Annotated in this window: 11 protein-coding genes; all 11 read left to right on the forward strand. The window is 43.1% G+C overall.

Annotated elements, in window-relative coordinates:
* Window positions 1–71: 71 nt before the first annotated feature.
* Entirely contained in the window at window positions 72–2,006 is a 1,935-nt protein-coding gene (locus ACFQU8_RS00495) for a stage V sporulation protein D (protein WP_382357193.1), read from the forward strand.
* Window positions 2,007–2,153: 147 nt separating this feature from the next.
* The gene (locus ACFQU8_RS00500) at window positions 2,154–3,635 is read left to right on the forward strand and encodes a UDP-N-acetylmuramoyl-L-alanyl-D-glutamate--2,6-diaminopimelate ligase (protein ID WP_382357194.1); all 1,482 of its coding nucleotides are present in this window, start codon (window positions 2,154–2,156) and stop codon (window positions 3,633–3,635) included.
* The gene (locus tag ACFQU8_RS00505) at window positions 3,635–4,999 is read left to right on the forward strand and encodes a UDP-N-acetylmuramoyl-tripeptide--D-alanyl-D-alanine ligase (RefSeq protein ID WP_382357195.1); all 1,365 of its coding nucleotides are present in this window, start codon (window positions 3,635–3,637) and stop codon (window positions 4,997–4,999) included. Before ACFQU8_RS00500 ends, ACFQU8_RS00505 begins: the two co-directional genes overlap by 1 nt.
* A gap of 60 nt (window positions 5,000–5,059) precedes the next feature.
* Window positions 5,060–6,025: a phospho-N-acetylmuramoyl-pentapeptide-transferase gene (gene mraY / locus ACFQU8_RS00510; RefSeq protein WP_382357361.1), complete on the forward strand. Its 966-nt coding sequence runs from the start codon at window positions 5,060–5,062 to the stop codon at window positions 6,023–6,025.
* On the forward strand, window positions 6,022–7,371 hold the full coding sequence (murD, locus tag ACFQU8_RS00515) for a UDP-N-acetylmuramoyl-L-alanine--D-glutamate ligase (protein ID WP_382357196.1): 1,350 nt from the start codon (window positions 6,022–6,024) through the stop codon (window positions 7,369–7,371). The genes mraY and murD overlap by 4 nt, the downstream gene beginning before the upstream one ends.
* Window positions 7,372–7,477: 106 nt before the next feature.
* Window positions 7,478–8,590 (forward strand): stage V sporulation protein E, encoded by a 1,113-nt coding sequence (gene spoVE, locus ACFQU8_RS00520; protein WP_382357197.1) that lies wholly within the window; start codon window positions 7,478–7,480, stop codon window positions 8,588–8,590.
* A gap of 155 nt (window positions 8,591–8,745) precedes the next feature.
* Window positions 8,746–9,609, forward strand: coding sequence for a cell division protein FtsQ/DivIB (locus ACFQU8_RS00525; protein WP_382357198.1), 864 nt, complete (start codon window positions 8,746–8,748; stop codon window positions 9,607–9,609).
* A 223-nt stretch (window positions 9,610–9,832) separates the two neighbouring features.
* Window positions 9,833–11,116 carry a cell division protein FtsA gene (gene ftsA / locus ACFQU8_RS00530; RefSeq protein ID WP_382357199.1) on the forward strand — a complete coding sequence of 428 codons (1,284 nt, stop codon included), beginning with the start codon at window positions 9,833–9,835 and terminating at the stop codon, window positions 11,114–11,116.
* Between the two features lie 103 nt (window positions 11,117–11,219).
* Window positions 11,220–12,374 carry a cell division protein FtsZ gene (gene ftsZ, locus ACFQU8_RS00535; RefSeq protein ID WP_382357200.1) on the forward strand — a complete coding sequence of 385 codons (1,155 nt, stop codon included), beginning with the start codon at window positions 11,220–11,222 and terminating at the stop codon, window positions 12,372–12,374.
* A gap of 305 nt (window positions 12,375–12,679) precedes the next feature.
* Window positions 12,680–13,600, forward strand: coding sequence for a sigma-E processing peptidase SpoIIGA (spoIIGA, locus tag ACFQU8_RS00540; RefSeq protein WP_382357201.1), 921 nt, complete (start codon window positions 12,680–12,682; stop codon window positions 13,598–13,600).
* Between the two features lie 78 nt (window positions 13,601–13,678).
* Window positions 13,679–14,398: an RNA polymerase sporulation sigma factor SigE gene (sigE, locus tag ACFQU8_RS00545; protein ID WP_382357202.1), complete on the forward strand. Its 720-nt coding sequence runs from the start codon at window positions 13,679–13,681 to the stop codon at window positions 14,396–14,398.
* Window positions 14,399–14,401 lie beyond the last annotated feature (3 nt).

Consider the following 14,401-nt stretch of genomic DNA (forward strand, 5'->3'; position numbering starts at 1 on the left):
GAGTTCTATTCCCTTTATCGTCTTCATACTGTAATACAAGCCTACCTATGAATACGAAAAGGGGTTTGATCATGAAGCGTGTATCGTCTGTAACGGTAAGGAAACGTATGATTTTCGTTTTTCTTGCTGGTTTGCTAATGTTCACGATTATTTCTGTCCGTCTTGGCTATGTGCAATTTGTTTTGGGAGATGACCTGATGGAACTTGCCGATGAATCATGGAGCCGGGATATCACGTTTGAGCCGGAACGCGGAAACATCCTGGACAGGCATGGTGATGTATTAGCGGAAAATGTGACCGCCCCTTCCGTGATTGTCGTTCCGAAACAAATCAAACATCCACAGAACACAGCAGAGGAAATGGCTGATATACTTGGTATCTCCGAACAGGATGCCTACGACTATGTAACCAAGGATGCTGTTTATACAAGAGTGCACCCGGACGGAAGAAAAATAAGCGATGAACAGGAAGAAGCTTTCAGAACATTGAATTTAGACGGGATCTACTTAGCAAAAGATTCGAAGCGTCATTATCCTTATGACGATTATTTATCTCATGTGCTGGGATTTGCTGGTATCGATAACCAGGGATTGATGGGGCTGGAACAGTATTATAATGACAAGCTTGATGGTGAATCAGGCAGTTTATCATTTTATTCAGATGCCAAAGGCCAGAAACTCGATCAAATAGCAGATGATTATCAAGCGCCAGAAGATGGTATGGACCTGAAAACAACAATCGACTCTAGCGTCCAGACGATTATGGAGCGGGAACTGGATCTTGCTGTCTCAGAATATGATCCGGATGGTGCTCTGGCCATTGCAGTGGACCCTGATAACGGCGGGGTATTGGGAATGGCGACACGGCCTAATTTTGACCCGGAGAATTATCAAAATACTGATCCGGAAATATATGACCGCAATTTGCCGATATGGAAAACTTACGAGCCAGGATCCACATTTAAAATTATTACGCTGGCCTCGGCGCTTGAAGAAAATGTCGTTGACCTAGATGAAGACGAATTCTATGATGATGGCGCTATTTCTGTCGATGGGACACAGCTGCATTGCTGGAAAAGCGGCGGGCACGGACGCCAGTCGTATCTCGAAGTTGTACAGAATTCCTGTAACCCCGGATTTGTCCAAATGGGACTCGACCTTGGCAAGGAAAGATTATTCAGCTATATTGATGATTTCGGGTTTGGAAAGAAAACAGGCGTTGATTTGCGAGGAGAGGGAAATGGCATTCTATTTGACCCCGATAATATTGGGCAGATTGAACTGGCTACAACGTCATTTGGTCAGGGCGTTTCGGTAACGCCAATTCAGCAGGTGATGGCTGTTTCCGCAGCGGTCAATGGCGGTAAATTATATGAGCCCCATATAGCAGAAAAATGGCTCGATCCACAAACGGAAGAAGTCGTGGAGGAAGAGGAACCTGTATTAAAAGAAAATATTATTTCTAAGGATACATCGAAAGAGGTGCGAAAAACACTTGAAACGGTTGTTGCTGAGGGAACTGGCCGTTCTGCCTATGTTGATGACTACCGTGTTGGCGGTAAAACCGGTACTGCTCAGAAAGTAGGTCCTGATGGCAATTACTTGGCAAATAACTATATTGTCTCCTTTATGGGATTCGCACCAGCTGATGATCCGGAAATCGTTGTCTATGTAGCGGTGGATAATCCGAAAGACACCTCTCAATTTGGCGGTGTTGTTTCAGCACCGATCGTGGGCAATATTATTGGTGACAGCTTAAGAGAGATGGATGTAGAACCACGTGATGAGGGACCAGAAAAAGAGTATACTTGGCCGGATGAACCCAAAGTTGAAGTGCCGGATCTGATAGGCATCGATAAACATGAATTGATGGAATACCAGACAAACTTATCGATTGAAACGAGCGGTTCGGGGGACTATATTGTCGATCAGGAACCAAACCCGGGTACAAAAGTTGAAAAAGGAGAAAAAATTAGAATTTATCTATCTGACAAAAATGCATCGTGAACCGCTCGTTTTTTTGCTATAATAAGGTGGAACTTATTCAGTGCAGGTATTCATCCTGCTGATAACGAGAAATGTTAACTTCAGAAGACAGTAACCGGTGTGTACCGGTTACTGCTTACGAATGCAGTTCAGAATAGGGTGTTTGGTATGAAATTACAGGATTTACTTGAGGTATTGCCGTTTTATTATGCAGACGGTGATATAAGCGAAATCGACATTAATACAGTTAAGGCTGATTCCAGACAGGTTACAGAAGGAAGTCTGTTTGTTTGTATCACAGGCTATACAGTTGATGGTCATGATTTTGTGGAAGAAGCTGTGAAGCAGGGGGCCTCTGCAATTCTTTCAGAAAAAGAAGTGACAGCCTCTGTTCCGGTTATCCAGGTGGCCGATACATCCCGGATAATGGCTAAAATGGCTGTCAGATTTTATGGGTATCCTACACAGCAAATCCCGCTTATTGGTGTTACTGGAACGAATGGCAAAACGACGGTCACTTATTTGCTGGAGTCGATCTTTAAAGAATTTGAAAAGAAAACAGGTGTCATTGGAACCATTCAAAAGAAAATTGGAGATAATGCTTATCCTGTCGATAATACAACGCCTGATGCGCTCTCGTTACAAAAAACATTTCAGGACATGGTTGATGAACACGTTGAAACAGCTATCATGGAGGTGTCCTCCCATGCTTTGGATATGGGAAGGGTTCACGGTTGCGATTTTGATATAGCTGTGTTTACAAACCTCTCACAGGATCATCTGGACTATCACCACGATATGAATGATTATTTACATGCCAAAAGTCTTTTGTTTGCCCAGTTAGGGAATACTTATAACAGCAACCAAAAAAAGTTTGCTGTTATAAATGAGGATGATGCTCACAGCGGCTTTTTGAAGAAAAGCACAGCTCAGCATATTTTAACGTACGGCTGCGGAGTTGATGCACAGGTAAGAGCGGACAATATTTATTTAGATGTAATGAAAACCACATTTACCTTAAACACACCGGCTGGTTCTGTGCTAATTAACAGCAGCCTGATCGGTCAATTCAATGTGTATAATATGCTGGCGGCAAGTGCTGCTGCCATAAGTGCTGGAATACCGCTTGCGGTTATTAAAAAGGCACTTGATCAAATGTCAGGTGTGAGTGGCCGATTTGAACCAGTTGACGGGGATCAGGATTATGCCGTTATTGTCGACTATGCTCATACGCCTGATTCATTAGAGAACGTGCTGCAAACGATTCGAGGCTTTACTAAACATAACGTCTATGCCGTTGTTGGCTGCGGCGGTGATCGTGACAAGGCAAAACGGCCAGTAATGGCATCGATTGCCCTTAAGTACGCGGATCAGGCTATCTTCACATCCGATAATCCGCGTACGGAAGCTCCACTGGCGATTTTGGATGACATGGCTGCCGGGTGTCAGACAGATAATTATGTCATAATCGAAAATCGGCGGGAAGCTATATCCCGCGCCGTTAATCAGGGAGAAACAGGCGACATTATCTTGATTGCCGGAAAAGGGCATGAAACGTATCAGGAAATCCATCATACTCAGCATCATTTCGACGACCGCGAAGTGGCACAGGAAGCGATTCAGAGCCGGAATCTGAAGGAGGATCAATGATGCTGTTTACAACAGAGTGGCTTGCAGAGACTATGACTGGCCAGGGCAAAGAAGCATTCAAGACGGCAATTGCGATTCTGGAGGTGACGACCGACAGCCGAAAGCAAACTGAGAACGCTTTGTTTGTTCCTTTAACCGGCGATCGTTTTGACGGCCATGATTATGTGGAGCAGGCTGTCAGTAATGGCGCTGTCGCAGTACTGTGGCAAAAAAATAAACAGCTGCCCATTGCTTTACCGGATGATTTCCCTGTTTTTTACGTGGAAAACACCTTGATTGCTCTGCAACAGCTTGCAACAGCATATCGGGACCTGGTGAAACCTGAAGTTATTGCTGTAACCGGGTCAAATGGCAAGACAACAACAAAAGATTTACTTGCCTCAATTATCCGGACATCGTTTAAAACCCACTATACGGAAGGTAACCTGAACAACCAGATTGGTGTCCCGCTGACGATTTTATCCATGCCGGCCGATACCGAAGTAGTCGTGACGGAAATGGGTATGAATCATGCAGGTGAAATCGCTGCACTTAGTCACATAGCTAAACCTGATTATGCTGTCATCACAAATATTGGTGAGTCACATATTGAATACTTAGGTTCAAGAGAAGGCATTGCTGAAGCCAAGCTCGAAATTGTTCAAGGCATGACAGATCAAGGTTGTTTATTGATTGATGGTGATGAGGAGCTGTTAAACAGTGTTCACGACAAGCCTCATGTTCTGGCGTGCGGTTTTGGTGACAGCAATGACGTCATAATCAAAGCGGTAAATGTAACAATCAACTCGACATGGTTTCAGCTGTCCGGTGATTGTGACTACAGTACCCCGCTGCTCGGCAGGCATCATGCGCTGAATGCAGCATTTGCGGTTACGATTGGCAAACTGCTCAACATAAACCATGCGAAAATTAAACAGGGTCTGTCGGCACCGGAGAAGACATCTATGCGGTTTGAATTAATAAACGGCAGAAATGGTTCTTCTCTAATTAACGATGCATATAATGCCTCACCGACGTCTATGAGAGCAAGTATCAACGTTGTCAGACATCTGAGAGGCTTCAATGAAAAAGTGCTCATTCTGGGTGATATGTTTGAACTTGGCGACAGATCCAAACAGCTGCACCGTTCAGTGGCAGACAGCATTGATTCTTCTGTCACTGCTGTCTTTACAATAGGAAACCATGCCGGTGAGATTTCCTCAGCTGTCAAGCAGCGCTATCCATCAATTGATTGCCGGCATGCTGCTTCAAAAGAAACGCTTGAGAATGCTGTTGCGGCGTATGCCAGAGATGGTGTGCTCATCTTGTTCAAAGCGTCACGAGGCATGCAATTTGAAGTTTTGGTTGACCATTTCAGTGAATGAACGAAAAAACTATGGACGGTTGCTGCAAGAGGAGGAGAAACAGTGAGTATCTATGTATTAATGATGACAATTGCGATATCATTTTTGATCACCGTCCTTCTGTCACCGATTTTCATTCCCTTTTTACGGCGTTTGAAGTTTGGTCAGAGCATTAGGGACGAAGGACCCCAGTCACATCTGAAGAAAGACGGTACGCCTACGATGGGCGGTGTTATGATTGTTATCAGTGTTGCTGTCACATCGCTTATTATGGTCGGTAAATCCAGTAGCTCGATTGGCTATGAAACGTGGCTGCTTATTTTTGTGATGGCCGGTTACGGATTTCTCGGGTTTCTGGATGATTTCATTAAAGTCGCGATGAAGCGAAACCTGGGTCTGACGTCAAAACAGAAAATGATAGGACAAATTGTGATAGCACTTGTCTTTTATTTTATTTTACATATGAATGATTATGCTACCTACATTCAAATTCCGGGCACCTCTGTCCAGTGGGATCTTGGCTGGGGCTATGCGCTCTTGACCATAGTGATGCTCGTTGGGGCATCCAATGCCGTTAATTTAACGGATGGACTCGATGGACTGCTTGCAGGTACGGCAGCGATTGCGTTTGGGGCTTTTGGGATACTGGCCTGGTATGGGATCCCGCAAAACGAGATCGCCATCTTTGCATTAGCAGCAGTTGGCGCTCTATTGGGCTTTTTAGTCTTTAACGCCCATCCTGCCAAAGTATTTATGGGGGATACAGGCTCACTTGCCCTAGGCGGTGGTCTGGCCGCTATTGCGATTTTAACGAAGCTGGAAATCATTTTAGTGATTGTAGGCGGCGTGTTTGTTATCGAGACGCTGTCAGTCATTCTTCAAGTTCTGTCGTTTAAGATAACTGGAAAGCGAATTTTTAAAATGAGTCCGCTGCATCATCATTATGAGTTACTGGGGTGGTCAGAATGGCGCGTTGTGACCACTTTTTGGATGATTGGTCTGATTTTTGCAGCGCTCGGTATATATATTGAGGTGTGGATAGGTTGAAAGAGTTAAAAAATTTCCCTTACAGTCATATACTTGTATTGGGCTTGGCGAAGAGCGGAACGGCTGCCGCCAGGCTATTACTGCAAAACGAAAAGCATGTGCGTGTTAACGATAAACATACAGCACTGGATGATCCGGTGGTTCAGGAATTGACAGCAATGGGAGCTGAGGTTATAACAGGTTCACATCCTCTAGAGGTTCTGGATGGTATTGATGCCATCATTAAAAATCCTGGGATCACTTATGATATGCCACTGTTGCAGGAGGCCTCTAGCCGGGGTATCCCGATCATGACGGAAATTGAGCTTGCCGGAAGCCTGGCTGATACTGATATCATCGGGATCACTGGTTCCAATGGCAAGACAACGACCACGACGCTTACAGCGGAGATGCTGCAAAAAGGCCATCAACCTGTTAAAGCTGCCGGTAATATTGGGTATGCTGCCTCAGAAGCAGCTCAAGCACTTGAAAAAGATGAAAAATTGGTTCTGGAATTATCATCGTTTCAGTTGCTGGGGATTAACAGATTTAAACCTAAAATAGCGGTGCTTTTAAATATTTTTGAGGCGCATCTTGATTACCATAAGACATTTGAGAATTATAAAAATGCCAAGAGCAGGATTTTTATTAATCAGACAACTGATGATTATTTAGTGTATAATGCTGATAACGCTGTTGTCGCAGAAGCTGTCATGTCTGCTGAATCGGTCAAAATTCCTTTCTCTTTAACTAAACGGCTTAATGAAGGAGCTTGGGCCGATGAGACAAGTATTTACTACAAAAATGAAGAAATTATCGCAAAGCGTCATATAGCCCTGGCGGGTGATCATAACCTGGAAAACATTCTTGCTGCTATCTGTGCTGCCAAGCTGAGCGGTGCTTCTAACGAGGCAATTGCGGATGTCCTGACAACGTTTGCTGGGGTGAGACACCGGCTTCAGTTTGTGACAAATCTAAACAACCGATTATTTTATAATGACTCTAAGGCAACGAATCTGCTTGCGACACAGAAGGCATTAAACGCCTTTACGCAGCCTGTGATTCTGATTGCTGGCGGTCTTGACCGCGGCAACGAATTTGATGATTTGAAGCCTTACCTAAAAAATGTCAAAGGGATGGTCCTGATAGGTGAGACGCAGGATAAATTAGCGCGAACTGCGGCAGAAGCGGGTGTAGACAGTATAGAAAACGTTTATACAATGGCGGATGCCGTTAAGCAAGCTTATAATCTGTCAAAAGATAATGACGTTATTTTACTTTCACCAGCTTGTGCCAGCTGGGATCAGTATCAGACATTTGCTGAAAGAGGTAACATGTTTATACAAGCCGTGCATACATTAGTGTAGGGGCTTGTTTACATAAATAGAAAGGCCAGTTTCCTTTTGTGGCCAATCACATGATAAGCAGCTAAGACAGCCCCTCCATCCAATTATGTGGAAACGGGGTGTTTTTTTGTTTCGCCAACTTTTTTCCTCCAAAAACAAACCTGACTACGCACTGCTCGGGATTATTTTTTTATTGTTGCTGATTGGTATTGTAATGGTTTACAGTTCGTCTTATGTATGGACAGATTATAAATTTGATGACCCGTATTTTTATCTTAAACGCCAGCTTCTGTTTTCAGCTGTCGGCATTATCGGGATGTTTGTATTTATGATGATTCCTTACAGTACCTGGAAAAAATATAGCAGCGTTATTTTGCTTGTTTGTTTTATATTATTACTGGCTGTTCTGATCCCAGGAATTGGTATGATACGAGGCGGGGCGCGGAGCTGGATTGGTGTTGGTGCTTTCAGTATACAGCCTGCAGAGTTTATGAAACTCGGTCTGATTATTTATTTGGCTGTTTTTTTATCTTCGCGGCAAAAGTATATTACATCGTTTAAAAAAGGCTTTTTCCCTTCGCTAATTCTAGTATTCACAGCATTTGGCCTTATTATGCTGCAGCCGGATCTCGGTACAGGGATTGTGCTGGTCGGGACATGCATGGTCATGATTTATGCTGCTGGTGCCAGGCTGCTGCATTTTTTGGGACTTGGTCTCATAGGACTGGCTGGCTTTATTCTGCTGATTGTCTCGGCCCCTTATCGGCTGAGCCGGGTCACAGCCTTTATCAATCCGTGGGAGGACCCTTTAGGGGACGGGTTCCAGATTATCCAATCATTATATGCCATCGGACCCGGCGGTTTAATGGGACTTGGTCTGGGTGACAGTATTCAAAAGTATTTTTATCTGCCCGAACCCCAAACGGATTTTATTTTCTCAATTATTGGCGAAGAATTAGGGTTTCTGGGTGGAACCTTTGTCCTTGTTTTGTTCGCTCTATTATTCTGGCGTGGCATCAAAGCTGGACTGGAAGCACCAGATGCCCATGGGAAGTTTTTGGCACTTGGCATTGTTTCGATGCTATCCATACAGGTTATGATTAACATCAGCGTTGTTATCGGGCTGATTCCCGTGACTGGTATTACGCTTCCTTTCTTAAGTTACGGCGGGTCATCACTGGTATTGACCCTTTGTTCAGCGGGCATTTTATTAAATATCAGCCGGCACGCCAGAATGTAGATGGATTCAGCAGAAAAACAGTTTAATTGGAAAAAAGTTTATTGGTTATATTAACGAAATATATGATATAATCAGATATGCACGTATAAAAAGGCACAAGCAGATGCCTTTTTTTCTGGTTATTATGAATAGTGTATGACTGTAGCAAATCCCGTTTGAACTGGGATTTTAACATGATTATGGTATTAGAATTTGATTATGAAAATAAGGGACGAAACTGGATGGGCAAAAAAAATGTCGTTTCAATTGAAGATCGTATTCCCACATTGAAACAGGAACGTAAAAAGAAAGCCAATCGCCGTCTTATCTTCTATTTGTCACTTTTTTTTATTTTAATTGCCGTCATTGTCTACTTGCAATCACCGCTCAGTGATATCAAAACAATAAATGCTTCCGGCAATTCGATAGTGGAAGAAAGTAAGGTGATTGACATATCTGGTATTCAAACCGGAACAAATATATGGACGGTTGACAAGACAGATGCCCGCGAAAAACTCCAGGAAAATCCGGTTATTCAAGAGGCTGAAGTCAATCGCGATTTGCCATGGACCGTTGATATTAAGGTTACTGAAGTAAACTTTGTTGGCTCTGTCAAACGCGATAATGAACAGATTCCCATTTCAGGAAATGGCAAGCTTCTACAGGATACAGACCAAACGTCTATCGGTGGAAATGTGCCGTTTTTAATTGATTTTACCGAAGAAGATCATTTACAGCAAATGGCAAAAGAATTGGGCGAATTACCCGCAGCGATTCTTAACCTGATATCTGAAATCCACTGGCAGCCAACTGATAACAATCAGGATAAAATTACTCTGTTTATGAATGATGGCTACACAGTTGACAGCACGATCAGACATTTTGCTGACAACATGCGCGTTTATCCGTCGATTGTTCAGCAGCTGGAATCAGCCAGTGATGAAGGAATTATACATATAGGCGAAGGTGTCTACTTTGAGAAGTTTGATTCAGAGCATAATGCTGAGATATCCGATAATAATTCGGATAACAGCACTTAATAGGTGTGAATCCTGAATAAAAATCAAGAAAATACAAGGTTTTTGCTGTTTTTCTCTAGAAATGATTAATATATATTTTCATTTCACATGTATTCGTTTAAAATAATAGACTACAGGCTTATATAGCTAAACTGAGAAACCATCTGATTAAAACGCAAGTGTGCTTTAAACAACGTCATTGCAGTGATAGGTCAGATGCTTTTGAACCAGGAGGTGCCTTTCTTTGAACAACGGTGAAATACTAGTGAGTCTTGATATAGGTACATCAAAAATAAAAGTGATTATTGGTGAAGTGCTGCATGATTCCCTGAATATTATTGGTGTGGGGACAGCTGGATCAAATGGACTGAAAAAAGGTGCGATTGTTGACATTGATGAAACAGTTTATTCGATACGCAGTGCAATAGAACAGGCAGAACGAATGGTTGGCATGCATATTGACAGTGTGGTCGTTGGTGTCAGCGGCAGTCACATTCAACTGCAGTCATGCCATGGTGTTGTAGCTGTTCAGAGCGAAAATCGCGAAATAGGTGATGACGACATTCAACGGGTGATCGATGGAGCCCAGGTTGTTTCAATACCACCGGAACGTGAAATTATTGATGTGATCCCGAAACAGTTTATTGTCGATGGACTAGATGAAATAACTGATCCGCGCGGGATGATTGGTGTCAGACTGGAAATGGAAGGAACTATAATCACCTGTTCCAAAACCGTCTTGCATAATCTCTTGAAATGTGTGGAACGCGCAGGGCTGAATGTTTCTGATATTTGCTTGCAGACACTCGCTGCGGGAACAGTGGCCTTGTCCAAAGATGAGAAAAATCTCGGTGTCACCTTAATTGATATGGGCGGTGGTTCTACGACAGTTTCCATCTTTGAAAATGGCTATTTGGCAGGGACAAGTGTCGTTCCTTTGGGGGGCGACAACATTACCAAAGACTTGTCTATTGGCCTAAAGACATCGACGGAAGATGCTGAAGACATAAAACTGAACTATGGACATGCTTTTTATGATGATGCCCGAGAAGATGAAACGTTTGATGTGACCATTATCGGCAGTAATCATAAAGAGACATTTAACCAGCTGCAGATCGCCGATATGATTGAAGCCAGACTGGAGGAAATCTATGCCTATGCTGAACGCGAAATACGTCGCATGGGTTACCAGCAATTGCCTGGAGGCTATGTTCTGACAGGTGATACCATGAAAATGCCAGGTGTCATGGAACTGGCTCAGGATTTGTTTCAGGCTAATGTCCGGGTTGCTATTCCTGACTATATAGGTGTAAGAGAACCGCAATTCACGGCAGGCGTAGGTATCTTGCAATTTGCGTATCATAATGCGAAAATACAAGGAAAAGAATTATTGCCTCCTGTGGCGGCCAGTCAGGATGAACCTAAACCAAAACGGGCACGAAACACAGGTGGCTCAGATGCACCAGCTGAACCGAAGAAGAAAAAGAAATCGGGTATTGCAAATCTATTTAAGTATTTCTTTGATTAACAAATGAAAGTTATGAGTCTATGAAAATCTGTATTCAGGTGTGCTCATCCAGCAATGACAGTATTTAATGTGATGCAATTCAGCATTTAGGAGGAACGGATGTATGTTAGAGTTTGAAACGAATATGGATCAATTAGCAACAATAAAAGTTATAGGTGCTGGCGGTGGCGGAAGCAATGCTGTTAACCGTATGATTGAACATGGTGTAGAAGGCGTTGATTTCATTGCCGTTAATACTGACGCCCAGGCTTTAGATCTGTCAAAAGCAGAAACAAAATTACAAGTCGGCGGAAAACTGACACGCGGGTTAGGCGCCGGCGCTGATCCGGAAGTGGGCAGAAAGGCTGCTGAAGAAAATAAAGAACAGCTGGAAGAGGCGCTGCAGGGTGCTGATATGGTCTTCGTAACAGCTGGCATGGGCGGCGGTACAGGTACAGGTGCTGCCCCTATCATTGCTAATATTGCCAAGGAAGTTGGAGCTTTGACAGTAGGTGTGGTCACTCGGCCATTCACGTTTGAAGGCAAAAGAAGGTCGACACAGGCAAGCTCTGGTATCGATTCGTTAAAGGCAAGTGTCGATACACTCATTGTTATTCCGAATGACCGTCTGCTGGAAATTGTTGATAAAAATACGCCAATGCTGGAGGCGTTCCGTGAAGCTGACAACATACTGCGCCAGGGTGTCCAGGGTATATCGGATCTAATTGCCAAGCCTGGACTCATCAATGTTGACTTTGCTGACGTGAAAACGATTATGCTTGATAAAGGGTCTGCATTGATGGGCATTGGAATTGCAACAGGCGAAAATAGAGCTGAAGATGCTGCCAAGAAGGCTATTTCATCACCGCTTTTGGAGACATCCGTCGATGGAGCCAGCGGCATTCTGATGAACATTACAGGCGGCGTTAATTTAAGCCTTTATGAAGTCCAGGAGGCTGCCGACCTGGTGACATCAGCTGCAGATAATGAAGTTAATGTTATCTTCGGTTCAGTGATTAACGAAAATCTAAAAGATGAACTTATTGTAACCGTTGTGGCAACGGGCTTTCAGGAAAACCAGCAAGAGGATGACAGGCCTCGTCAGCGTCCGGTTATTAACCATAATCAGCATGCCGCAACAAAATCTTCTGATGAGTCATCCCAGCCATCCCGTGAGCAGGGAAATAATCAGCGGCAGAATCAGCAGAGCCGTCCAAATAACCAAGATGATGAATTGGACATTCCTGCCTTCTTACGCAACCGGAATCGTAACAGATAGGAACGTTTCTGTCCCGAAAAGGAATACCCTGATAAAAAAGCAATCAGATCAGATCTGATTGCTTTTTTATTGATCTCTAAAAGTACCTCCTGGAAATGAAATTACTGATTGCTTTTATAAAGAATACTTCGAACGTTTTTCCTGAACGACATGTTATGTGAAAAGTCGTTAAAATTAGCCCTTCATTCTGTACATAATCTGACAGACTTTGCTGTCAGAGACTACTATACTAGTTGGTAGAAGATCTATGAAAATTGAATAGGTGCTCGTGGAAATAATAAGACGCGTGAAGGGAAGATATCTGTGTGACCATTTATCTGGATGCCGTCTGGCTTTTGAATTTTTTTCTGGATATGATGCTGCTTATGCTGACACAGATGCTGGCAAAGGACAGCACAAGGAAATTGCGGATCATGTTCGGTGCTTTTGTTGCGTCGTTGCTGGTGCCTTTAATGGTGTATTATCCGTCCTCATTCTTTACGACACTGCCAGGTAAATTGCTGTACTCCATTATCATTATTGTATGCAGTTTTCGGATTCATACCATTTATCAGCTAATAAAACGGTTGCTTCTATTTTATTTCACAACATTTTCCATAGGAGGTGGATTAATCGCCATACATTTTCTGCTTCAGAGCCCGGTTTCACTGTCAGCAGGTGGTGCATTGACCTTTAATGCCGGTTATGGTGATCCGGTCAGCTGGGGATTTGTACTGACAGGATTTCCGCTTGTATGGTATTTCACAAAAAACCGTATGGACAAGCATACAGCGGAAAAAATCCGGTATGATCAATTATGTCCGGTTACGATTCAAATCGGCCAGAGCTGCTATACGACAACAGGGTATATTGACAGTGGAAATCAACTGTCGGATCCCTTGACCAAAAAGCCAGTGATTGTATGTGACAGCTTTTTTCTAAAGCAATGGTTCACTGATTATGAGTGGGATATGCTGAGAACGGCTCATGACCAATTAGATTTCAGTGTTCTTCCAAATGACTGGGAAAATCGCTTGCAAATTGTTCCGTTCCAGGGTGTGGGCGGCAGCCGCACGTTCATGCTGGCACTTAAACCAGAACAGGTGACGCTTGTCTATAATGACGATGAGATTCAAACACGAAAAGTGCTGATCGGTATTCAATTTGCTCATTTAACAAAGGACCAATCTTATCATTGTTTATTGCATCCGCAAATCATTAAAAATGCTGTACCCATTTCAGCCTGAAGGTTAGATTGTGTCTTGATCAGAAAGCATGCTCAGGTACTGACATTGATTTAAAAAACTGGAAAGGAGCGACTCAAGTTGAAACTTTTAAAACTTCGTCTGCGCTTATGGGCGTACAAACTGCTGTTTAAGCTGGGACTTAAAACGGATGAGATTTATTACATAGGCGGCAGTGAAGCCCTCCCGCCGCCATTATCAAAAGAAGAAGAAAAACGTTTATTGGAATTGCTTCCGAAAGGTGACCAATCCGCCAGAGCTATGCTGATTGAACACAATCTGCGGCTGGTTGTCTATATTGCCCGAAAGTTTGAAAACACCGGGATTAACATAGAGGATCTGATCAGTATTGGCACTATCGGGCTGATTAAAGCAGTCAATACGTTCAATCCTGAAAAGAAAATTAAACTGGCTACTTACGCTTCCCGTTGTATTGAAAATGAGATATTAATGTATTTAAGGCGAAATAATAAATTAAAGTCTGAAATCTCCTTTGATGAGCCCTTGAATATTGATCTGGATGGCAATGAATTATTGCTGTCAGATGTGCTTGGCACTGATGAAGATATCATTACCCGGGATATTGAAACCAATGTCGATAAAAATCTGCTCAAAAATGCTCTGACACAGTTAAACCCCCGGGAAAAAGAGATTATGGAACTTCGATTTGGTCTGATTGGTCAGGAAGAAAAAACGCAAAAAGATGTAGCAGATATGCTGGGCATTTCACAATCTTATATTTCCCGTCTGGAGAAAAAAATTATCCGGCGTCTGCAAAAAGAATTTAATAAAATGGTGTGACTT

The organism is Lentibacillus kimchii (genome assembly GCF_042666895.1).
GTDB classification, from domain to species: domain Bacteria; phylum Bacillota; class Bacilli; order Bacillales; family Amphibacillaceae; genus Lentibacillus; species Lentibacillus kimchii.

Coding starts and splice junctions, on each gene's coding strand:
- ACFQU8_RS00500 (WP_382357194.1), top strand. CDS start 2,154: ATGAAATTACAGGATTTACTTGAGGTATTGCCGTTTTATTATGCAGAC.
- ftsZ (WP_382357200.1), top strand. CDS start 11,220: ATGTTAGAGTTTGAAACGAATATGGATCAATTAGCAACAATAAAAGTT.
- mraY (WP_382357361.1), top strand. CDS start 5,060: ATGATGACAATTGCGATATCATTTTTGATCACCGTCCTTCTGTCACCG.
- ACFQU8_RS00495 (WP_382357193.1), top strand. CDS start 72: ATGAAGCGTGTATCGTCTGTAACGGTAAGGAAACGTATGATTTTCGTT.
- ACFQU8_RS00505 (WP_382357195.1), top strand. CDS start 3,635: ATGCTGTTTACAACAGAGTGGCTTGCAGAGACTATGACTGGCCAGGGC.